Annotated in this window: 17 protein-coding genes; 11 read left to right on the top strand and 6 right to left on the bottom strand. The window is 51.3% G+C overall.

What is annotated here, in order from left to right; genetic code table 11:
- Positions 1–52 precede the first annotated feature (52 nt).
- The 4 genes from H8B09_RS22520 (at position 53) to H8B09_RS22505 (ending at position 3,330) form a co-directional block, all read left to right on the top strand.
- Complete coding sequence (locus tag H8B09_RS22520; RefSeq protein ID WP_191205838.1) at positions 53–937, top strand: carbohydrate ABC transporter permease; 885 nt, start codon at positions 53–55, stop codon at positions 935–937.
- Positions 937–1,761 (top strand): carbohydrate ABC transporter permease, encoded by an 825-nt coding sequence (locus tag H8B09_RS22515; protein WP_191205837.1) that lies wholly within the window; start codon positions 937–939, stop codon positions 1,759–1,761. The genes H8B09_RS22520 and H8B09_RS22515 overlap by 1 nt, the downstream gene beginning before the upstream one ends.
- Positions 1,762–1,924: 163 nt before the next feature.
- Positions 1,925–2,920, top strand: coding sequence for a type II CAAX endopeptidase family protein (locus H8B09_RS22510; RefSeq protein ID WP_224753894.1), 996 nt, complete (start codon positions 1,925–1,927; stop codon positions 2,918–2,920).
- 119 nt (positions 2,921–3,039) lie between these two features.
- Positions 3,040–3,330, top strand: coding sequence for a hypothetical protein (locus H8B09_RS22505; protein ID WP_191205835.1), 291 nt, complete (start codon positions 3,040–3,042; stop codon positions 3,328–3,330).
- A 260-nt stretch (positions 3,331–3,590) separates the two neighbouring features.
- Here H8B09_RS22505 and H8B09_RS22500 read toward each other — a convergent pair whose 3' ends face one another.
- The 4 genes from H8B09_RS22500 to H8B09_RS22485 form a co-directional block, all read right to left on the bottom strand.
- On the bottom strand, positions 3,591–4,025 hold the full coding sequence (locus H8B09_RS22500) for a GNAT family N-acetyltransferase (RefSeq protein ID WP_191205834.1): 435 nt from the start codon (positions 4,023–4,025) through the stop codon (positions 3,591–3,593).
- Between the two features lie 179 nt (positions 4,026–4,204).
- A complete protein-coding gene (locus H8B09_RS22495; protein ID WP_191205833.1) occupies positions 4,205–5,122 on the bottom strand; it encodes a 5'-nucleotidase in 918 nt (305 codons plus the stop codon).
- 438 nt (positions 5,123–5,560) lie between these two features.
- Positions 5,561–6,973, bottom strand: coding sequence for an NAD-dependent malic enzyme (locus tag H8B09_RS22490; protein ID WP_191205832.1), 1,413 nt, complete (start codon positions 6,971–6,973; stop codon positions 5,561–5,563).
- A 119-nt stretch (positions 6,974–7,092) separates the two neighbouring features.
- Positions 7,093–8,214, bottom strand: a complete 1,122-nt coding sequence (locus tag H8B09_RS22485; RefSeq protein ID WP_191205831.1) for an MGDG synthase family glycosyltransferase — start codon at positions 8,212–8,214, stop codon at positions 7,093–7,095.
- A 240-nt stretch (positions 8,215–8,454) separates the two neighbouring features.
- Here H8B09_RS22485 and kapB point away from each other — a divergent pair, with 240 nt between their 5' ends.
- From kapB to H8B09_RS22470, 3 genes are all read left to right on the top strand, one after another.
- A complete protein-coding gene (gene kapB / locus H8B09_RS22480; RefSeq protein ID WP_191205830.1) occupies positions 8,455–8,847 on the top strand; it encodes a sporulation phosphorelay system protein KapB in 393 nt (130 codons plus the stop codon).
- Between the two features lie 452 nt (positions 8,848–9,299).
- Positions 9,300–9,890, top strand: coding sequence for a TetR/AcrR family transcriptional regulator (locus H8B09_RS22475; protein WP_191205829.1), 591 nt, complete (start codon positions 9,300–9,302; stop codon positions 9,888–9,890).
- A gap of 137 nt (positions 9,891–10,027) precedes the next feature.
- Positions 10,028–12,106 (top strand): YhgE/Pip domain-containing protein, encoded by a 2,079-nt coding sequence (locus H8B09_RS22470; protein ID WP_191205828.1) that lies wholly within the window; start codon positions 10,028–10,030, stop codon positions 12,104–12,106.
- A 905-nt stretch (positions 12,107–13,011) separates the two neighbouring features.
- Here the strand turns inward: H8B09_RS22470 and H8B09_RS22465 are convergent.
- On the bottom strand, positions 13,012–14,319 hold the full coding sequence (locus H8B09_RS22465) for a stalk domain-containing protein (protein ID WP_224753893.1): 1,308 nt from the start codon (positions 14,317–14,319) through the stop codon (positions 13,012–13,014).
- Positions 14,320–14,761: 442 nt separating this feature from the next.
- Between H8B09_RS22465 and gltB the strand changes: the two genes are divergently transcribed.
- The 3 genes from gltB to H8B09_RS22455 all read left to right on the top strand — a co-directional run bounded on the left by gltB (position 14,762) and on the right by H8B09_RS22455 (position 20,206).
- On the top strand, positions 14,762–19,357 hold the full coding sequence (gene gltB, locus H8B09_RS22460) for a glutamate synthase large subunit (protein WP_191205826.1): 4,596 nt from the start codon (positions 14,762–14,764) through the stop codon (positions 19,355–19,357).
- A gap of 477 nt (positions 19,358–19,834) precedes the next feature.
- Positions 19,835–19,960 carry a hypothetical protein gene (locus H8B09_RS30910; protein WP_263576148.1) on the top strand — a complete coding sequence of 42 codons (126 nt, stop codon included), beginning with the start codon at positions 19,835–19,837 and terminating at the stop codon, positions 19,958–19,960.
- Positions 19,961–20,053: 93 nt separating this feature from the next.
- A complete protein-coding gene (locus H8B09_RS22455) occupies positions 20,054–20,206 on the top strand; it encodes a hypothetical protein (protein ID WP_191205825.1) in 153 nt (50 codons plus the stop codon).
- A 145-nt stretch (positions 20,207–20,351) separates the two neighbouring features.
- Here the strand turns inward: H8B09_RS22455 and H8B09_RS22450 are convergent, their stop codons facing one another.
- The gene (locus H8B09_RS22450) at positions 20,352–20,729 is read right to left on the bottom strand and encodes a helix-turn-helix domain-containing protein (protein ID WP_191205824.1); all 378 of its coding nucleotides are present in this window, start codon (positions 20,727–20,729) and stop codon (positions 20,352–20,354) included.
- A gap of 267 nt (positions 20,730–20,996) precedes the next feature.
- Here H8B09_RS22450 and H8B09_RS22445 point away from each other — a divergent pair, with 267 nt between their 5' ends.
- Positions 20,997–21,755: a tyrosine-protein phosphatase gene (locus tag H8B09_RS22445; protein ID WP_191205823.1), complete on the top strand. Its 759-nt coding sequence runs from the start codon at positions 20,997–20,999 to the stop codon at positions 21,753–21,755.
- The last annotated feature ends 20 nt before the right edge of the window (positions 21,756–21,775 follow it).

Raw genomic sequence — 21,775 nt, 5'->3', positions numbered from 1 at the left:
TGAACCTTCCGGCTTTGTCGTTTGATTTTTCCCTTGAAGGAGTTGATTCACCATGGTAGGTTCCAAATCGCGCAAGCGACTGCTCGAGCTTCTCGTATTCGCAGGACCTGCGGTTCTGCTCATCTTCATCGCGGCGGAGCTTCCGTTCTTGATGAGCATTTATTATTCGATGACCAAATGGAATGGTATCTCGAAACATATTACGTTTACTGGACTACGAAATTTCCGCGAGCTGTTCACAGACGATAGCACGTTCTTCCCGTCGCTGTGGTTCACGTTCAAATATACGTTCTTCAATGTCATTGCTACGAACGTTGCTGCCATTCTTCTGGCACTTGGATTGTCCAAAGCACTTAAGACCGCGAACGTTCTTCGCGCCGTATTCTTCGTGCCGAACATCGTCAGCCTTGTCGTTATCGGCTTTGTTTGGAAGTTTATTTTCTCGCTCGGCACGACCTCGCTGTATGAAGCGACGGGCTGGGGCTTCCTAGAGTGGAGTTGGCTCGGCAGTATCAAGCTTGCGTTCAGCTCGGTATTGATGGTTAGCGTATGGCAGGCTGTCGGCTTCTACATGATGATCTATATCACGGGCCTATCGTCCATTCCGGACGACATTAATGAAGCAGCTGAGCTGGATGGCGCACGCGGCTTCCGCAAGTTCTTCGCGATTACGCTGCCGCTGCTCATGCCTTCGTTCACGGTAGCGATGTTCATGTCGCTCGCGAACTCGCTCAAAGTATTCGATATCATCTACACGCTTACGTTCGGCGGACCTGGCGATTCGACGCGCAGCTTGTCGCTCGACATCTACACGGAAGCATTCGTTAACAACCGTTATGGCTATGCTACGGCCAAGTCAATTGTATTTGTACTTATCGTTCTGATCATTACGGTCGTGCAAGTGAAGTTCTTCAAAAGCAAGGAAGTGGAAGCCTAATGACACGCAAACGGAGAAACCTTATAATCGTCGAAATTGTGCTGTTGGTCATCGCTTGTTTGTTCGTCTACCCGTTCTTGCTCGTTGTCATTAACAGCTTGAAGCCTTATGCGGAAGTTATGACGGACGTAATCGCATTACCGAAGGCATGGGAATTCGAGAACTATAAGCAAGTATGGCAGCTGATGGACTATCCGAAGCTGTTCGGCAACACGTTGTTCGTCACGGTGGTCAGTATTGCAGGTATCGTCCTGTTCGGTTCGATGGCGGCGTACAAGCTCGTTCGGACCAAAAGCTGGCTGAGCACGCTGCTGTTCTTCGTCTGCATCGCGCCGATGATGCTGCCGTTCCAGTCGTTCATGATTACGCTCATCAAGCTGTCGAAGAACCTGCATCTGATGAACTCGCTGCCGGGCCTGACCTTCATCTATTGGGGCCTTGGCTGCCCGCTCGCGGTCTTCCTGTTCCACGGCTTCATCAAGTCGATTCCGTTCGAGCTCGAAGAGTCCGCGACGATCGACGGCTGCTCGCCGTACCGGACGTTCTTCAGCATTATTTTCCCGATCATGAAGCCGGTAACAGCCACTGTCGTTATTTTGAACGTCATGTGGATCTGGAACGACTTCCTGCTGCCGCTCATTATGCTCAATGGCAATCAAGCGACGCTGCAGTTGGCGGCATACCAGTTCTTCGGTCAGTATAAAAGCGAATGGCAGTTTGCGCTCGCAGCCGTTGTTCTAACGACGTTGCCTCCGGTCATCTTCTTCCTCATCATGCAGAAGAATATCATGAAGGGCATGGTCGCAGGCGCGGTGAAGGGTTAATGGCATATGGTTGAAGGATTGAAGCAGCCCGCGTATAGCGGGTTGTTTTTCTTTAGCGAAACTTAACGGTAATCGGCTGTTTGCGCTATTGAACTCGCTGTTAATGGCGACTACCATGAGAAAGGAATGTTGTGGTATAAAATGTTAGCCTGAGGTGGGTCCAATGATGGTGGGTAAGCGTTTGAGTGCGGCGGCGGCAGGTTGGATTTTTCTCGTTTCTTATACGGCAGGTGTGATTTTCTCTGCGTCATTCTCTTCACGGAATGTGGACGGAGAATACTCGCTTGGCCTATTCCTTATTCAGGTGCTGATCGGTAATGTATTGTTCTTTTTACTGCCGGGCGTCATTTGGACCCGCTCGAGAGGGGTGTCGCTGAAGCAGACGCTGCGGCTGCATACCGTGCCGTGGTCCGTGGTTGGCTTAGGCTTGTTACTGTATGCGGTCAGTCAAGTACCGATGTTGTTCTTGCATCAGTTGACTGAAGCTGCGTTGACGTTGTTCGGAGATGCATATAAGCCATCAGATTATCCGATCGCGGATAATGTAGGCACATTGCTGCTGCTCTTGTTATGCATTGGTATTATTCCGCCACTATGTGAGGAGCTGCTGTTCCGCGGTGTGTTGCTGTCGGGCTTCGAGCAGCGGGGCGCACTGTTTGGTATTGTCATGAGTTCAGCAATGTTTGCGTTGTTCCACGACAATCCATACCGTCTGATCGAGCTATTCGCATCGGCGCTTGTATCGGCACTAATCGTCCAGCGATCTGGCTCGATACTGCCTGGTCTGGCTATCCATATGGCGACGAACTTAACTTACGTGTTAGGTTCTTACGCTCGAGGCGGAGATCTCGTACAAGGTGTTTCTTCGGGCGGAAGCGTGAATGTGCCGATGCTGCTGCTGGTTGGCGTCGCATCGCTGCCGGCAATCTATGTGTGCTGGCTCATCCTGAAGCGGATGGAAGGGATGATGGCAAGGTCGAGGGAACAGAGTGGCTCGGGAACCGCGAGAACGGATGAAGCTCGAGGACGCATAGAATGGCTGAATGGGAGCCGAGAGGATGCTGCAGCAGGGAAGAGTCGATTGGCTGCGAGATGGGGTTGGCTTGTGCCAATCACGCTTGCTGTCATCGTCTTCATTGTGAAAGCGGTAGTGGGGTAGCTCAGCGGTTATCGCATGAACGTAGGTTTAATACTGGCTATATTCGGTTACATAAATAAGAAACCTTTACCTTACAGCACTCGTCCACATAGGTGAAACTCATCGAAAGGGTGGAGTGAATGAATTACGCGATAATCGCCTGCACGTTCCTCCTGTCGGCATATGTATCGATTCGGGTTATGAAGAGTACTAGGGATCAGTGGTTAGGCATGGCGGCAGCGCTGGTGCTCAATTCGGTCATCCTTGGATCGTCGGCGTGGCTGCTGCTGAGGACAGATGAGCAGATGAGGGTGTTTGGGATTGACCATGCGAGTCGATATACGCTTATCATCGCTCTGCCGGTCATTACGTGGATACACTTCCTGATGCTTTCTTGGGTTAGAAACCGGATAGGGCAACGCCACGGCTAAGCTAATCGGGTTCGGTTCCAATTAAGGGCTTTGCCCGTTCACTTCTTATTCCAACTGTGCTATCGTACAAGTAAAGAAGCCGAGTGCGGCAAACACTCGGCTCAACAATTGGCTTGGACGGGCTAATCCTTTCTAAGTTGCATGGAGATTAAAACCCACCTTTGGCGGTCAACCTTGGGGTGGGTTTTTACTTTCTCTTGTTGTTGGTAGTTCAGCTCCTTTTGAAGGGAAACCATGCCCACCGAAGATTCGGTTGAAATCTAGAGTCGTTTAACAAATCCACGCTTATTACCCTGGTATCCGATAGATTCATAAAACCTATGGGCTTGTTCACGCGTTTCGCTTGAAGCCAAGATGACATAAGCGCACTGATTTTTCTTAGCAAATTCCTCAAGCGCATTCATAAGTTTCGTGCCAATTCCTTGTCCTTGATGCAACGGTGAAACAACAACATTCTCTACAAGCAAGTAAGGCAGGCATTCACCAACTATATCCGGACAAACAATGCCCATGGCAGTTCCAATTACCTTCTCGTCGATGCAAGCTACCGCGACCCAATAGTTTGACTGCTCATTGATAAGATCTAATTGTTCTTGAACCTTCTCAATATTGGATTCAGTTCCGATGAATGCGACAAACAATTCTGATAAGTCTCTAGCGTCTTCTTTTTGCGCTCTTCTAACGATGATGTCCATGGCTTCAGCTCCAGCTCCGTGGGATTAGGATGATTTGCTAAAGGCTCGCATGCGGCCAGGAGTGAAACGCCCAGTAGGGTGGATTGGCTCGAGCTGCTTGCCGGATTAACGGTGGTCGAGTCGAATTCATTTACGTAGATGGTGTTATACGATTTCCTTCGTTGCTTGTAATTCTCGCATCACTTATTTACAACTCCGAAGGGGACATGGACGGAAGGGGAAGTTCTTGCCACGCCTTCGATATGGCCAACTTGATCGTCAAAGAAAATATGCGGTCTAAAAACGCTTAGCACTCTGATTTTCTCAATTCCACCAAGAAAAAAAGCCTCATCGACTCTAATATCAAACTGTCTAAGAGTAGTTATCACTCTTTCATGAGCTGGCGCATTTCTAGCGGTTGCAATTGCCAATCTGATCCTTGATTTATAATCGGGATCAGATTGATTTTTTTGAATTTCTCTTTGTTGTAGCTTAGAAATTTCTGTAAAGAATCGCATTAATGGCCCTGCCGGGAGCGGCTGACTAGCTAATTCCTTCTCATGGTAATGAAACTTTTCTAGAGCTCCGTTCTGAAAAATGGACTCGGCTGAATCATCAGCTATGATCCCATCGAAGTCAAACGCTAAACGAATTTCATTATCCTCATTGTCATCAATATAATCAGAAGGATAAATACATCCTGCCGGATAACCATGCTCCACTGCTTCCTTAACATCCTTGGGGTTACCAGATAAAAACAAACAAGCATTAAAGGAATCCATGTATTTAAACGGGTTATTTCCAGTGACGAATGCGGCACGACTAATTCCTAGCTCGTAATGTTCGATTGACTTAAACACTCTTAATCCCGTATCGGGATCATTCCTTGATAATAGAATGACCTCAACAAGCTGGTCCTCGGGTGTATTAATCTTCAGCAATCTTTTAATAAGTGGAAATGCAACGCCTGGTGCCAGAATTTCGTTTTCTTGTGCCCTTTGATAGATGCGATAAGCTTCTTCTCCATTATCTCTAAACACACGGTCGGATTCTGTAAGATCAAATAGAGCGCTGGAGGCGACCGCTATTACAAATTTACTGTCAATATCAAAAGGCATTGTCATCATCCATTCAGTTGTTTATGTACTTGCAAGAGATTTCTTATTACTCGCTATCTATAGGCTGATGAAGATTATTCGACTTCATCGTCCATAATCCTCCAAATAATAGCGGAAGAGGTATGGTCGTATTGCGTTCGGTAGGAGCGAACGAGAGAGTGAGGGAGTAGGAGGTATAGATTAGAGAATGGCGATAGGAGCAGATGTAGGATATCGGTGCGCATTGCAGAATGTGCAACAGAAACAGTAGAAAAAGTCGAAAGCCGAGCAGTCCGTTGCATAATGTGCAATGGATTACTCGGCTTTAGGCTTATATGGGGCTAGAAAGGTTAGCGAGGGGCAAATTCTATTGTACGAAATTGGTGTGCAAAGGGCGCATAGTTATAGGCTATTCCGTTGCACAAAATGCAATGGCACATGATGCACGGTCCGTTATTATTACTCCCGCTGGCGGCGAGCAACGCCGGAGCGCCTCGCGGCGTCGATGACGCGGCGGCGGACTTCTTCGACGACGCGCGCGTTGAACACGCTCGGGATGATGTACATGCGGCTGAGCTCATCGTCGCTAATGACGGAAGCGATGGCTTCGGCTGCAGCCAGCTTCATTTCCTCATTAATAGTGGATGCACGGCATTCGAGCGCCCCGCGGAATATACCCGGGAAGCACAGGACGTTGTTAATCTGGTTCGGGTAATCCGAACGACCCGTTGCGAAGACGCTGACGATGTCCTCAACCTTCTCTGGACGTATCTCAGGCTCGGGGTTCGCCATCGCGAAGACGACAGGATCAGGCGCCATCGTTAGCACATGCTCGCGGGTGAGGATACCGCCGGCTGACACGCCGATGAACACATCCGCACCTGCTACAGCTTCTGCGAGACCGCCGGATACGCGCTGTGGGTTCGTATGCTCGGCATACCACTGCCAGGTCGGATTATCGTACGTATTGTTCGCATTCAGAATGCCGCTGCGGTCGACACCGATGATGTTTGTAGCACCGCCTGCCAACAACATCTTGGTGCAGGCTGTGCCTGCCGCGCCGATGCCGCATACAACGATACGGGACGAAGCGAGCGTACGTCCTGACAGCTTCAATGCATTAAGCAGTCCAGCGTACAGCACGACTGCTGTTCCATGTTGATCATCATGAAAGACCGGTATATCAAGCTCATCCCGCAGCCGCTGTTCGATCTCGAAGCAGCGTGGGGCAGAGATATCTTCAAGGTTAATACCGCCGAAGGCAGGGGCTATATTGCGGACAGCTGTAATGATGGCTTCTGTATCTTGCGTATCCAGACAAATCGGGAACGCGTCGACGTCCGCGAACTGTTTGAACAGCATCGCTTTGCCCTCCATAACAGGCATGGCTGCATAAGGGCCTATGTTACCTAGACCAAGCACTGCGCTTCCATCAGAGACGACAGCTACGGTGTTGCGTTTGATCGTCAACGTGAACGCCTTAGAGGGGTCTGCGTGAATCGCCTGACAGACACGCGCGACCTCGGGCGTATATACCCGCGACAGGTCGTCGCGGTTCTGGATCGGCGTCTTGGGTTGAATCGTGATTTTGCCGCCGAGGTGAAGCAGGAAGGTGCGGTCTGAGACGTTAACGAGCCGAATGCCGGGAACAGCAGACAGCGTCTTCGAAATGCGGTCGATGCTAGACGTCTCGGCTACCTTGACCGTTAAGTCACGGACAGTCTTGTCGCGTCCTGTCTGAATGACGTCGATCGCGATAATGTCGCCGCCAGCCGTTTCTAGCGCTGCAGCTGCGGCGCCAAACCCTACCGTACGCGTATCGATCTCAAGGCGAATAATGATCGTTTTGCCATCTAAACTTTTACCTTCCATCCGTACCCCTCCCGTTCCTATGGGCTAACTATACCCTGCAGCGAGTGGAAATATTCCTGCCCTAGGCGAACGGATCAATGACTTCCTAACTTCTAACGGACAATAAAAGAAAACAGCCGTCACTGCATAAATCGCAGGACGGCATCCGTACATTCTCGCGGATCATATTGTTCATTGCGTTTGCGCAGCAACGCTTGTCTAAACTCTGCGAAGGCCTCGCATTCTTGAATACGCTTAAACCATTTATCGATCGTATCGCGCGTATTGAGCATTTCGGCAAAACCATTTTGCACAAAATATTCGCTGTTCTCTTCTTCTTGTCCAGGGATCGGCTTGTAGAACAACATCGGGAGCCCTTTACTCAAGCCTTCCGTGCATGTCATGCCGCCAGGCTTCGTCACGAGCAAATCGGCTACATCCATCAGCTTGCTTACCTCGCGGGTAAAGCCGAGGATATGGACATTCGGATGATTGAAGCGCTCCTCTTGCAGCAGCTTCTCCTTCATCTTCTCATTGCTTCCTACGCAGACAATCAGCTGCACGCGATTGCGCCATTCCGTCATATAATCGAGCAGTTGGTCGTCTTCGTCCATCAATCCCCAGCCGCCGCCCATAACGAGCACTGTTGGCATGTCCCGCAGGCCAAATTGCTTCAGCACCTCGCTGCGATCATTCGTCTGCCAGAAGCTCGGATGAACCGGAATGCCGGTTACTTCGATCCGCTCTCCTTCAACGCCGCGCTCCATCAGCTTGCGCTTTACCTTTGGCGTGGAGACAAGGTAATGATTGACCTCCTGACTGATCCAAGTGCCATGCGCATCATAATCGGTAATGACGGTGCAGAGCTGCACATCTTCCTGTCCGAGTCGTTTCAATCGAGACACAACGGCATTCGGGACCGGATGCGTGCAAATAATCAAATCAGGCTTTAATTGATCAATAACTTGCGACGTATGGGTGTAAAATACACGGTGCAGAGCAAGCTGGGTAAACCGATTGAGCGATTTATGATAATTACTTCTATACATCATGCCGACCAACTTCGGCTGTTTGCTGACAGTCTTCCTGTATGCCGATACAATTAATGGACCAACGACTGGGTTAAGAAACTTCCCCAGTTCAATGACGCGCGTCTGAATAGCCGGCGACGAAAGACGGAGGCCGACTGCGAGCGCGTAGGCGGCTTGAGTATGTCCTGAACCGAACCCTTCGGAGAGCAGTAGCACCCTTTTCTTACGCATGGACTCCCCCACTTTTCTAAACCGCATCATTAATAAAGCCGCAAACGTGCACGCGGCGATAGTCATATTACCATATTACGATGCTTTTGCCCGTAAACACAAGATCACAATTGAAGCTTGCATTAGATGTAGGCATTAATTTAATCTAAATTTTAGGTTTCAGATCGTGTGCGCGCGATCGTTCATCATCGAATTGCTTCGATTGAGGTATTATCATATGGAAAGGTTGTGGAGTATAAGATGAAGTTTTCGCAGCAGAATCAGCCGGAAAAAGATCAGCTGGTGCGCATGACCTATAAGACGGGTGTGTACGCAGGTAAGGTTTGGGAGACAGGCGGACCACGCGCAGTCGTGCAGGTGCTCGCGGTGCTGAAGCATCCGCAGCAGGGGAATTTGCACTGCCCATACGATCCAGACGTACCGATGTTCCACGAACGCAAGGCGCTCAGCTATACGGAGAAGGCGCTGTGCGTGTATCAAGATCTAGAGCCATTCCACGGCGAGGTGCCGGATTACCAAGCGTCGCTGGTGCGCGCACTGGAAGAAGAAGCAGCTGATCTGGACAGGCTCAAACGTTGGGCTGAGCGCGGACTAGAGACGCTGTCCATCGTGAAGCGGGATTATGGGATGTAATAGCTAGCTAAAGGGCGCCGCTGCGGGAGTGGCGGAGGAGAGGCGTAGGTGCAGCAATGCACCTACGTTTGGTTTAGTAGGTGTAGAAGTGCACTTACGTTGGTAAAAGAACGGAATGATGGTGGATGTAGGGTGCAGAAGTGCACTTAAGGTGTGCGACAAACGACGGGCTCGCGGAAGTAGATGCAGAAGTACACTTACATAGGTGAGAGTGAGATCGAGCGGCATTGCCAAGCTGCCAATAAAAAAGTAGTGAAAGTGACTTGAATGCAGCGATGAATCGTGGTAACATTTTGTTTGACCAACTGACCGAAATTGAATTCTGGTCAGTCGGTATTGGAAGGTTGACCGAAGCAAAGCGGGATACCCATTAACGTGCCGTCACAGGAATGAAGGTAACCATATATTTGCGAGTTCACAAATTACGATTTGAAGAAAGGAGCGGTGATCAGATGGCGGAGAAGAAAACGGTAGACCGCAAGGTGCTGATTGTTGAAGCTGCGGCGAAGTCGTTTACGATGTTTGGTTATAAGGCAACGACGATGGAGCTGGTAGCTAAGCTTGCTGGTGTGGGCAAAGGAACAATCTATACGTTTTTTGCGACGAAGGAGGAGCTGTTCGGCGAAATCATTCGTCGGCTAACGTCGGAGATGAAGGCGGTTGTCGTCGGCCGGATTGAGGAGAACCGCTCTTTCTTCGACAATCTGACGGATGCGATGTATGGCGTTCTGCAGTTCCGCGAAACGCATGAGCTGGTTGTCAAACTGACGCAGGAAGAACGCGAGGTTGGGACCTCGATAGTAAGCGAAGGGCTTGGGACGCTCGAGGATGCGGTCATTGGTTTCATCGAACGCGAGATACGCGCTGCGCAGGAGAAAGGCGAGCTAAGAGATGTGAATCCGTCGATCACGGCTTTCATGATGATCAGGGTGTATCTGGCGCTTGCCGCTGAGTGGAGCCGCAGGCACGCACCGCTTACGAAGGAAGAGGTAGCCGAGCAATTGACGGGGCTGTTCAAGCATGGTATTTGCGCGAAGGGTTAACGGCCCGATGCGTTGATATAGATAGGTAGTTTATTGAGGAAAGAGCGGATAACCGCTCTATTTTTCACCAATAAAATGACCAAATGAGCAAAACGGTCAGAATGTTCTGACCGAAGCTAATAAAGGAGGACGCCTCTATGCAGGGCATGCGCTTATTCGGGCAGGAGTTGCTCGATATTGTAAGAAACAAGAAGGTACTTATATCTGTCATTGGTATTTTGTTCATTCCGATTATGTACAGCGGGATGCTCGTCGGGGCGTTCTGGGATCCGTATGGACGGACGAATGAGCTGCCGGTCGCGGTTGTAAATGAGGACGTAGGGGCGGAGCTTAATGGGAAACAGTTGGCTCTTGGCAGTGAACTCGTCGATAACCTGAAGGACAACGATAAGTTCAAGTGGGCTTTTGTCGATAAGGACGAGGCGGAGGCTGGCGTAAAAGACGGCCGTTATTACCTCGCGCTCGAAATTCCTAGCGACTTCTCGAAGGAAGCGACGACGCTTATGGATGCTGAGCCGACGCCTTCGAAGCTCACCTACGTGACGAATGAAAGTCTCAGCTTCACCGCATCGAAGATCGGCAACGCGGCGATTACAGAGCTGAAATCGTCATTGTCTAAGGAAGTGACGAAGTCGTACGCAGAGACGATGCTGGAGCAGTTCGGCAAGGTTGCCGACGGCTTCGCGGATGCAAGCGATGGCGCTGGCAAGCTATCGAGCGGCGCAACGGAAGCGAAGGATGGCGCGGCGACTTTGCAGCGCAATCTGGAGAAGCTTGCGGATGGCACGCTGGGGCTTCAGTCCGGCGTAAAAAAAGTAAGCGACGGCGCAGCGCAGGTCGCAAGCGGCGCGGCGTCGCTCAGCAAGAGCGCGGCCGAGCTGGGAAGCGGGCTCGGCAAGCTGCATGAGGCGTCCGGCCAATTAACGGCCGGCGCAGGGAAAGCGGCCGATGCCGGCGCGAAGCTGGCATCGGGAGCGAAAGCGGCGCATGAGGCGGAGACGAAGCTCGCCTCGGGCGCCGCGCAGCTGGCGGCGCAGCTGGATGCCTTCGCATCCGCAGCTGCCGCTGGCGGAGCCGCCGAAGGCGGCGATGCTGCAGCGGCGCAGCAGGAGGCGCTGCAGCAGTTGATCGCCGCGGCCAAAGCTGTGGCCGCCGGCGCAGACGGGCTCGCGACCAGCGGCGGCCAATTGGCCGCTGGCGCGAGCGAGCTGCAGCAGGGGAATTCGACCCTGCTGCAGGGGTTGACCGCCTTCGACGCGAAGCTCGAAGGCGCAGCGAACGGCGGCGCGAAGCTTGCCGGCGGAGCCGCGCAGCTCGCGTCGGGCGCCAAGCAGGCCGCCGCTGGCGCAGCCGCGGCAGGTGCTGGCGCCGCTGAGCTCGCGAGCGGCTCGGGGCAGCTCGCCGATGGCTCGGCTGCATTGACGGACGGCGTCGGCAAGCTCGCCGACGGATCGGCAGAGCTCGCGGATAAGCTCGGCGAGGCATCGAGCTCGACATCGGAGCAGCTGTCGACTGACGGCAGCAGCAACGAGAAGAAAGCCGATATGTTCGCAGGTCCGGTTGAAGTGAGCGAGAAGAAGCTGACATCGGTACCGAACTACGGAACTGGTTTTGCTCCATATAGCTTGGGTCTAGGCCTGTTCGTTGGCGCACTGCTGTCGACGATTGTACTGCCAATGCGCGACAGCGCAGGACGCCCGCGTAACGGCGGCAGCTGGTTTACGAGTAAGGCGCTGTTGTTCATTCTCGTCGGCATTGTTCAGACCTTGCTCGCCGATGTGATTCTGCTGTATGCGATCGGACTTGAGGTACAAAGCGTGGGTTGGTTCATTGGACTTAGCCTTGTAACGAGCTTGTCCTTCATGATGATTATCCAGTTCTTCGTTACACTGCTGGATCAGCCAGGCCGTTTCATCTCGATTATTATCTTGATTCTGCAGCTGACGAGCAGCTCGGGTACGTATCCTAAAGAGCTTGTACCTGCTTGGCTCCAGACGGTTGGCGAATGGATGCCAATGACGTATGCAGTAGCAGGCTTCAAGGCAGCGATCTCCAGCGGCGACTTCGCGCTCGTTCGCAGCAGCATGGGGACGCTCGCCATCTACGGCGCTGTCTTCGCGGCATTGACGCTTGGTTACTTCATGCTCAAACACAAGCAGCAATCGCGCAAGAACGGCGGAGAAGGCAAATCGCAGCCAACACCGGTTACAGCATAACTAATATATTGTACAAAACGCTAGGTGCACTTCACGTCGCACCTGGCGTTTTTGTCGTTTCGGCACACGTAAACATTTGATAATGAAATCCGCTGGATTGGATGCGTAGGTGCAAAACTGCACCTACGTAGAGCAGAGAGCGCCGAAATGATGAACGTAGGTGCAATACTGCACCTATGTAGAGCCGAGAGCGTCGAAATGATGAGCGTAGGTGCAAAACTGCACCTACGTAGAGCCGAGAGCGTCGAAATGATGAGCGTAGGTGCTAGACTGCACCTACGTAGAGCTGAGAGCGTCGAAATGGTGAACGTAGGTGCAAAACTGCACCTACGTGGAGCCGAGAGCGCCGAAATGATGAACGTAGGTGCAATACTGCACCTATGTAGAGCCGAGAGCGTCGAAATGATGAGCGTAGGTGCAAAACTGCACCTACGTAGAGCCGAGAGCGTCGAAATGATGAGCGTAGGTGCTAGACTGCACCTACGTAGAGCTGAGAGCGTCGAAATGGTGAACGTAGGTGCAAAACTGCACCTACGTGGAGCCGAGAGCGTCGAAATGATGAGCGTAGGTGCAAGACTGCACCTACGTAGAGCCGAGATCGTCGAAATGGTGAACGTAGGTGCAATACTGCACCTATGTAGAGCAGAGAGCGTCGAAATGATGAGCGTAGGTGCAAGACTACACCTACGTGGCACTGAGAGTACCGAAATGGCAAGTCATTATCGAGCGCAATAAGGTGCAGAAATACAGTTGGTCTACGCTCCGCAACGCAGAGCCAGCAGGCAATATGCATCCGATATAAATAAAGCTTGGCACGCACCGCCGCCAGTTCCGTATCGGAACCTGCGTAGGCACACGCCAAGCTTTTATGACATATTTTGAATAAGAATGAGCTACATGACTAATCACTTATTAATGAAGGCCGTCTTAAGGGTACCGCGATAAATGACTTGGAAACCGAGTCCATCAGACAACGCAGCAAGCGGGAGGTACGTCTTCGTCTCCTTGCCAACTTTCTGCAGGTAGGCTGGCGTGTCGAGCGCAACCGTTGTGCCGTTGATGACCATCGTCTTAGCGCCGATCGTGATGGCAACGACACGGTCACCAAACGTAACGGTTGCTGTCTGCGTCTTGCCGTCCCATTTGAGCAGGGCGCCCATCGCGTCGGTAATGTCGCGCATTGGAACGTACGTCTTGTTATTTTTCAACACAGGCTTGTTTGCCGTTTGCAGTTCTTTGCCAGCTACGACAACGGATATTGGCACATCGGCCGCACGCGGCGCAACTTCGCGATAGTCGCCCCAGATGGCTTGACTAAACGATTTGCCCATCGATGTGTAGCCTTTCGCGTTCGGATGGAAATCGCCTTTGGCTACCGTCGTATATTCGAGCTCATGGCCGAGGAATGGATCGCCAACATGAGCGACGCGTACGTTGAAGCCTTCATCCGTCAATTTCTTGGCGACATTCTCAATGCGGGAGCGTACGTCTTGACTTGCTTGAGCAAGCGCTTGATAAGCTTCCTCGCTAATGAGCAGTTTGTTGTGTGGTGCAGGGTTATACAGGTCAGACACGACGATTTCGGCTTTAGGATTAATACCGATGACTGCACGCAATGAAGCTTCAAGCTGCTGCTCGAAGATAGGAAGCATCTCGGCAACTGCCGCCGCGCCTGTGCCATCCTTCAGTTTATCGAATACGGTTAGAAAATCGTTCGAGCCGGTCGTAATCGTCACGAGATCAGCCGCTTCCAGATCAGCGAACAGCTGTGGCGTCGCTGCAGCAAGTTGATCAATGCGAGGATCCTTGGACGTTCCGAATGGCAAGTCAACCGCCTTAACAGCTTCGCCTTTCTCGGCTGCTTCAATATAATGCTGCAGTCCTTCCGTTGTCAGGCCAAGGATGCCATAGTGGGACACTGAAGCACGAAGGCCGTGGAACAATGCTTGTTCGTACACCCGTTCAACATAACCGTATGGGACAGGATTCGCTTCCTTCTCCATTCCGTTAATGTATCCAACGGTCAACGAATCGCCGACGGCGACGATATGATAGTCGTCAACGGCCTGCGCGGAAACGGCAGAACTGGTGGTAACTGTCTGAGCTTCAACTATATTACTAGAATGAGGCAAAGATGTGCCGCCGAAGATGAGAGCAGCGGCTAAAGCGGATGCTGTTGTGACGCGCGAAATTTCCATGAACTTTTTGACCAATTCTTTTCACTTCCCCGTCTAAAGTTAAAATATTTAAACACTAAAACCCGTACATAAAATCTATAAATCTATTAAATGTTCGGATTTAGCGCAAAGAAACGTTTATGAGGCCTAAAAAAATTTTAAATTGCGCGGAATTTGCTACAATGATAAGATTATTAAATAAAACGTCTGATAACGGGTGAGCACAGATTACGTGAATGTAAGACGAATTTTTCAAAATCCAAGGAATTTTAAGTTGCCAGCTTATTCCTAATATTGGGTTTTGGATTTCTCCGGTATGAAATGCACTGCTCTGTTGAGAGGATAGCAGCAGTCGTTTCACCTCGGCGCCTAATTTCCATTCTATGATAAATGATAACGGAAATGAAGTGACAATCGTCGCGTTCGTACTCGCCGACTGGTAGACCAAAAAATTTTCGATATAGAAAGGTTGATTGCAATGAGCGAGAATATTTTTGGCTTGCCTCCGAAGCAGGGTCTCTATAATCCGCAGTATGAGAAAGATGCTTGCGGTATGGGTTTCGTGGCGAACATCAAAGGACGGAAATCACATAAGATAATCCGCCAGGCACTGACGCTGCTTGAGAACATGGAGCACCGCGGCGGTCAAGGCAGTGAACCGAATACAGGTGACGGCGCAGGCATTATGCTGCAGATTCCGCACGAGTTCTTCAAGGCAGAGATGAAACAGCAGGAGATCGAGCTGCCGGCTGAAGAACAATACGCGGTAGGCATGCTGTTCCTCCCATTGGAAGATGAGCTGCGCAACGAACAGGAGCGCAAGCTGGAAGCGATTATCGCTGAAGAAGGTCAGCAGTTGATCGGTTGGCGTACGGTACCAACGAACGACAGCAAGCTGGGCGCATCGGCATTGAAGGTGAAACCTTTTGTCCGGCAAGTATTCATTGGTCGCAATGCGGCACTCAAGGACACGTTGGCATTCGAGCGCAAGCTGTATGTCATTCGCAAACGTGCTGAACTTGCGATCCGTTTCGGCGGCGGAGAGGGTGCAGACCGTTTCTACTTCTCCAGCTTGTCGACGAAGAAGATCGTTTATAAAGGGATGCTCACGACGGAACAGGTACGTTCCTTCTACCAGGAGCTGAACAACGAGGATGTTGTAACGGCAATCGCACTCGTGCACTCGCGCTTTAGTACGAACACATTCCCAAGCTGGGAGCGCGCGCATCCGTTCCATTATTTGATCCACAATGGCGAGATCAACACGCTGCGCGGCAACATCAACTGGATGCATGCACGCCAATCGCTGTTCGAGACGGAATTGTTCGGCGAGGATCTGGCGAAAGTGAAGCCAATCATCAGCCCTGACGGTTCGGATACAGCGATGTTCGATAACGTACTCGAGTTCATGTATCTGTCCGGCCGCTCGCTGCCGCACGCAATGATGATGATGGTGCCAGAGCCATGGGCGAACCATGAGACGATGAGCGACGAGAAGAAAGCATTCTATGAATACCATGCTTGCCTCATGGAGCCGTGGGACGGACCGGCGGCAATGGCGTTCACGGATGGCCGAATGATCGGCGCAACGCTCGACCGCAACGGTCTGCGTCCAGCGCGTTACTATGTAACGAAGGACGACCATATCATCCTTGGTTCGGAAGCAGGTACGGTTGAGATTCCGGCTGAAGATATTTTGTACAAAGACCGTCTCCGTCCAGGACGCATGCTTCTCGTTGATACAGAAGCTGGACAGATCCTGTCAGATGAAGAGGTTAAGCTGAAGATCGCGCAAGAGAATCCTTACCGGGAATGGCTCGACGAGCATCTGGTAACGCTTGAAGATCTGCCAGAAGCGCCAGAAGTGCCTGAACCGGATCATGATACCGTGCAGCAGCGCCAACAGGCGTTCGGCTTCACGTTCGAAGATATTCGCAAAGTTATCGAGCCGATGGCAGCATCGGGTCAAGAACCGCTTGCTTCTATGGGTTACGACGCTCCGCTGGCTGTTCTGTCTGAACGTCCGCAGCGTCTGTACAACTACTTCAAGCAGTTGTTCGCGCAAGTAACGAACCCGCCGATCGATGCGATCCGCGAGGAGCTCGTAACGTCGACGGTGACGACGATCGGTACGGAGCGCAACCTGCTCAACCCAGAGCCAGAAAGCGCACGTCACATTACGCTCGATACGCCTATCTTAAGCAACGAAGAGTTCGCGAAGCTGCGCCATGTACGCCGTCCAGGCTTCAAGGCGATTACGCTGCCGATCTTCTTCGAAGCAGCGAAGGGCGAGGAAGGTCTGCGCGAAGCGATTCAGCTCATGTGTGAAGCAGCAGACCGTGTCATTGCCAAAGGTCATAACATTCTCATTCTGTCCGACCGCGGCATCGACCGTGACAACGCAGCAATTCCAGCTCTGCTGGCTGTATCTGCGCTGCATCACCATCTGATCCGCCAAGGTACACGTACGCGAGCTAGCATCCTGCTGGAATCCGGCGAGCCGCGGGAAGTGCATCACTACGCACTGCTGCTCGGCTACGGCGTGAGCGCAGTTAACCCGTATCTCGTGTTCGAGACGCTCGACGACATGATCAATGAAGGTATGCTGCGTGGCATCAAGCATGAGAAGGCAGTTAAGAACTATATCAAAGCGGCAACGAAAGGCGTTGTTAAGGTCCTGTCGAAGATGGGGATCTCGACGATCCAATCGTACCGCGGCGCTCAAATCTTCGAAGCAGTCGGCTTGAAGAAAGAACTGATCGATCAATATTTCACTTGGACGGAATCCCGCATCGGCGGCATCGGTCTCGATACGGTTGCCGAGGAAACGCTCAAGCATCATAACCGCGCCTTTGCAGAGCAAGAGGGAGCGGAGCGTGAACTCGACTCCGGCGGTGACTACCAATGGCGTAAAGACGGCGAGGACCACCTGTTCAGCCCGCAGACGATTCACACGCTGCAGATGGCGTCGCGTTCGAACGACTACAAGCTGTACAAGAAGTTCTCTTCACTCGTGCAAGGCGAGAATCGCAAGCATATGACGCTGCGTTCGCTGCTTACGTTCAAGCAGGGTCGCACGCCAGTGGCATTGGAAGAAGTCGAGTCGGTTGAATCGATCGTGAAACGCTTCAAATCGGGTGCAATGTCTTACGGCTCCATCAGCCAAGAAGCGCACGAGAGCCTTGCAATCGCGATGAACCGTCTCGGCGGCAAATCGAATACGGGCGAGGGCGGCGAGAATCCGGATCGCTTCATTCCGGATGCGAACGGCGATTCCCGTCGCAGCGCGATCAAGCAGGTTGCATCGGGCCGTTTCGGCGTAACGAGCAACTACCTTGTGAATGCGGATGAGATCCAGATCAAGATGGCGCAAGGCGCTAAGCCAGGCGAAGGCGGTCAGCTGCCAGGCCTGAAGGTTTACCCATGGATCGCTAACGCGCGGGGTTCAACGCCGGGTGTAGGTCTGATCTCGCCTCCTCCTCACCACGATATCTATTCGATTGAGGACTTGGCAGAGCTGATTCACGATTTGAAAAATGCGAACCCACGCGCACGCATCAACGTTAAGCTCGTATCCGAGGTTGGCGTTGGCACGATCGCAGCTGGCGTTGCCAAAGGCCGTGCTGACGTCATTATGGTCAGCGGCTACGATGGCGGTACGGGCGCATCGCCGATCAACTCGCTCAAGCATGCGGGTCTCCCGTGGGAGCTTGGTCTTGCTGAGACGCACCAGACGCTCATGCTGAACAACCTGCGCGACCGTGTCGTTATCGAGACGGACGGCAAAATGATGAACGGCCGCGACGTCGCAATCGCAGCATTGCTCGGCGCTGAGGAATATGGCTTCGCAACGGCTCCGTTGATCGTGCTTGGCTGCGTCATGATGCGCGTCTGCCAGCTCGATACGTGTCCGGTTGGCGTGGCTACGCAGAACCCTGAGCTTCGCAAGAAATTCATGGGCGATCCAAGCCATGTCGTGAACTACCTGCGCTTCATCGCAGAAGAGCTTCGTGAGATCATGGCAGAGCTCGGCTTCCGTACGCTGAACGAAATGATCGGCCGCGTCGACCTGCTCGAGACGAAGGAGCTTGTAGAGAGCAGCAAAGCGTCCCAATTGGACCTGACGCCGCTTCTGCATCAATTCGAAGTGCCGGAAGGCGCAGCGCGCCACAACGTGCAGGAACAGAACCACGGGCTCGAGTTGTCGCTTGACGTGACGAAGCTCATCCCGGCTGCTGCTGCGGCGCTTGAGAGCGGTGAGAAAGTGCGCGGCACTTTCCCAATCCTGAATACGAACCGCGTAGTGGGTACGATTCTGGGCAGCGAAGTGACGACGCGTTACGGCGCGAAGGGCTTGCCGGAGGATACGATTAACTTCCACTTCGTTGGTACGGCGGGTCAAAGCTTCGGTGCATTCATTCCGAACGGTATCACGCTCTCGATCGAAGGCGATTCGAACGACTATGTCGGCAAAGGTCAATGCGGCGGCAAAATCATCGTTGCTCCTTCACCGAAAGCAACGTTCGAAGCAGAGAACAACGTCATCATCGGCAACACGGCATTCTACGGCGCAACGAGCGGCGAGGCTTATGTACGCGGTATCGCGGGCGAGCGCTTCGCTGTACGTAACTCGGGCGTTAACGTCGTCGTAGAGGGCGTAGGCGACCACGGCTGCGAATACATGACCGGCGGACGCGTCGTCGTCCTGGGCGGCACAGGCCGCAACTTCGCGGCTGGCATGTCCGGCGGTATCGCATACGTGCTGGATGAGGCTGGCGACTTCTACCGCAACTGCAACCTCGAGATGGTGCTCCTGGAGCGCGTAGAGGAAGCACGCGACGAGGCAGAGCTGCGCGGCATGATCGAACGCCACGTCGAACTAACGGGCAGCGCGCCAGGCAAGCGCGTCCTGGGCGACTGGGAAGCGAGCCTGAAGAAGTTCGTGAAGGTTATTCCGAAGGACTACAAGAAGATGCTGGATCAGATCCGCAAGGCCGAGGACAACGGCTACGAGGGCGACGCAGCGCTTCTGGAAGCGTTCGAGGCTAATAAGCGCGAATTGGCACGGGTGTAATATAGGAAGATAGTGAGAAGGGCCTGCTGAAGAGATTCAGCGGGCCCTTTGTCATGTCTTTGGAAGCATATATAATAGAAGGGGAAATTTACGTTCTTGTAGTTACAAATTGTATCAATCTGTGTATAATTGTTACATATAGTATCAAGTACTTATTATTTACTGGGAGGTCGCATGATTATGGTTCGAAGCATTTAATCGCTGTATGAATTTGTAACAATTACAGGTTGAAGCCAATGAAAGATCTAGTAGGAAGCAAGTGGATGAACATTAGGAATAAGATATGTTGATTGTCTTTAACGTGGATGTTATGGAATATTATATAAATATTTGTTAAAGTCTTACCATTCGACAAAATAAGTTATAGAAAGCGGTTACGTCGGACAAAGCTTCGACAGCTTTTGTAAATTGCGCCTTATATAATAGGACTATCGTATTTCAAAAAGTAGTTTGTTGTTAGCAAAGGAGCGAGGCGCTGTGCTGTTAATGCTTGAGAGAGTACATACTGATGAGAACAAGGATGATCGTAAACCGATCGATATCCGAGTCATTTTGGAGCAATTAGGAATTGATCCAGAGAAGTGGAAGAAGTCTCGTACATAGCAAGTACTACACTAAATATTTACTACATATATATATACCATACAACATAGAACATAAGATTTACAGAGAAAATAGAGAGTAGGAGTCGGAGAGATGAATCCAATCCATTCCCCAAGAGAAGAAAGCCCAGCGTCTGACCGTGTGCAGCTAGATGTTAGAGCCCTTCTGGATCAGCTTGGTATCGAACCGACACGCCTGCCAGAGGAATTGCGTGTAAGACTCGAGAGAGTCGCAGAGCAGCGTTAACAGCGCTCTATTAGGTGAAGGGTGTAGATGAGAGAAAGCCTCGGAGACGGGGCTTTTTCTTTGTCTGAGGATATGTTAGAGGTAGAAAAAAACCCATCGCAAGAGACGATAGGCTGTCTGGATGACACTATAATGTACTGAAGTTTTAGCGTAATGAGCGTTCCGCTCGGATAAAGGCAATGAAGCGCTTGGCTTCTTCTTGCGATAGCTTCATGCCATCAAGACTAAGTGCAAATTTCTCTAATATATCATCTTCAGAAAGTTCAACTTGGTCGGCGCTTTGAACGAATTCTCGAACCTCCGAATCAAGAACGACTTCCTGACGATTCGTACGACCGACAAGATAATCGATCGATACTTTGAACAGATCGGCGAACTTCGTAAGCGTCTCCGTATCAGGCTCACGGCGATTTTTCTCATAATGCGACAAAGCAGCACGTGAGATTCCTAATAAATGAGAGGTCTGTTCTTGCGTCCAGCCACGCTGCTCACGCAGTTGTGCGATGCGCGTTCCGATGTCCATCCTTTCCCTCCTATCACTCAATAATTTCATATTAATACGGATTAGAAATAAATACAGCGCTTGCAACAAAACGTCGCATTTTTTTTGAAAGTACATATGAAAAACGCTTGACATGTTACATTTCGTATCGTAAAGTTAGGGATATAACAGATACGGATTGTATCGACAAAGATGTTATTATCTTAGACAAAAAGTCGGCTGTTTAAACATTTTTGATCATGAAGTTACACACCAGCAACACAAAAAGATCACAGTCAGGTGACGCATATGATCGAAATGCATACTCACATTTTGCCTGGTCTGGATGATGGGGCAAAGAGTAAAGAAGAGGCGCTCGAGATGGCGCTCCAAGCGAGCGAACAGGGGATTCGGGACATCATTGCGACACCTCATCATGGGAATGAAGTCTTCGAGTCGCCACGAGAAGTAGTTCTCCAGCACGTAGAGGAATTGAACGATTTCATTGGTCAGCATGGGGTTCAGGTGACAATTCATTCGGGCCAAGAGATAAGGGTGAATGCGGGATTGGTTAATGAATTGGAACAAAATAAGTTGCTCACATTAGCCAATAGTAAATATATATTGCTTGAGCTGCCGCATAATCATGTTCCGAACTATTTTCTAGACCTACTTTTTGAGCTAACAATCCGAGGCCTGGTCCCCATTATCGCACATCCCGAGCGAAATAAGGAAGTTGTTGAAACGCCCGAACTTATTGAACAATGGATAGGGCAGGGAGCATTATGTCAATTAACTGCCCATTCGCTCACAGGACAATTCAGTCGGAGGATCCAGAAGCTTTCCGTGCATTTACTCAAGCGTAAGATGATACATTTTGTATCATCCGATGCTCACAATTGCCATACTAGGGCGTTTGCCCTTCGTGAAGCGTATCGTCTTACTGAGCGAGTAATTGGAAGAGGGGGGATGAATCGACTTAAAGAGAACAGCCGACGGTTGCTGGCTAATGAAGAGATCGTTATTGATGAGCCGATTAAGGCGAAGCGACATCTTTTATTCTGGTAATTATTAACTATCATCATTGC

It is taken from the genome of Paenibacillus terricola, from assembly GCF_014779765.1.
Lineage (GTDB): Bacteria > Bacillota > Bacilli > Paenibacillales > Paenibacillaceae > Paenibacillus_T > Paenibacillus_T terricola.
This window is presented reverse-complemented; position numbering and strand designations above follow the sequence as displayed.

Coding starts and splice junctions, on each gene's coding strand:
- H8B09_RS22520 (WP_191205838.1), top strand. CDS start 53: ATGGTAGGTTCCAAATCGCGCAAGCGACTGCTCGAGCTTCTCGTATTC.
- H8B09_RS22515 (WP_191205837.1), top strand. CDS start 937: ATGACACGCAAACGGAGAAACCTTATAATCGTCGAAATTGTGCTGTTG.
- H8B09_RS22510 (WP_224753894.1), top strand. CDS start 1,925: ATGATGGTGGGTAAGCGTTTGAGTGCGGCGGCGGCAGGTTGGATTTTT.
- H8B09_RS22505 (WP_191205835.1), top strand. CDS start 3,040: ATGAATTACGCGATAATCGCCTGCACGTTCCTCCTGTCGGCATATGTA.
- H8B09_RS22500 (WP_191205834.1), bottom strand. CDS start 4,025: ATGGACATCATCGTTAGAAGAGCGCAAAAAGAAGACGCTAGAGACTTA.
- H8B09_RS22495 (WP_191205833.1), bottom strand. CDS start 5,122: ATGCCTTTTGATATTGACAGTAAATTTGTAATAGCGGTCGCCTCCAGC.
- H8B09_RS22490 (WP_191205832.1), bottom strand. CDS start 6,973: ATGGAAGGTAAAAGTTTAGATGGCAAAACGATCATTATTCGCCTTGAG.
- H8B09_RS22485 (WP_191205831.1), bottom strand. CDS start 8,214: ATGCGTAAGAAAAGGGTGCTACTGCTCTCCGAAGGGTTCGGTTCAGGA.
- kapB (WP_191205830.1), top strand. CDS start 8,455: ATGAAGTTTTCGCAGCAGAATCAGCCGGAAAAAGATCAGCTGGTGCGC.
- H8B09_RS22475 (WP_191205829.1), top strand. CDS start 9,300: ATGGCGGAGAAGAAAACGGTAGACCGCAAGGTGCTGATTGTTGAAGCT.
- H8B09_RS22470 (WP_191205828.1), top strand. CDS start 10,028: ATGCAGGGCATGCGCTTATTCGGGCAGGAGTTGCTCGATATTGTAAGA.
- gltB (WP_191205826.1), top strand. CDS start 14,762: ATGAGCGAGAATATTTTTGGCTTGCCTCCGAAGCAGGGTCTCTATAAT.
- H8B09_RS22455 (WP_191205825.1), top strand. CDS start 20,054: ATGAATCCAATCCATTCCCCAAGAGAAGAAAGCCCAGCGTCTGACCGT.
- H8B09_RS22450 (WP_191205824.1), bottom strand. CDS start 20,729: ATGGACATCGGAACGCGCATCGCACAACTGCGTGAGCAGCGTGGCTGG.
- H8B09_RS22445 (WP_191205823.1), top strand. CDS start 20,997: ATGATCGAAATGCATACTCACATTTTGCCTGGTCTGGATGATGGGGCA.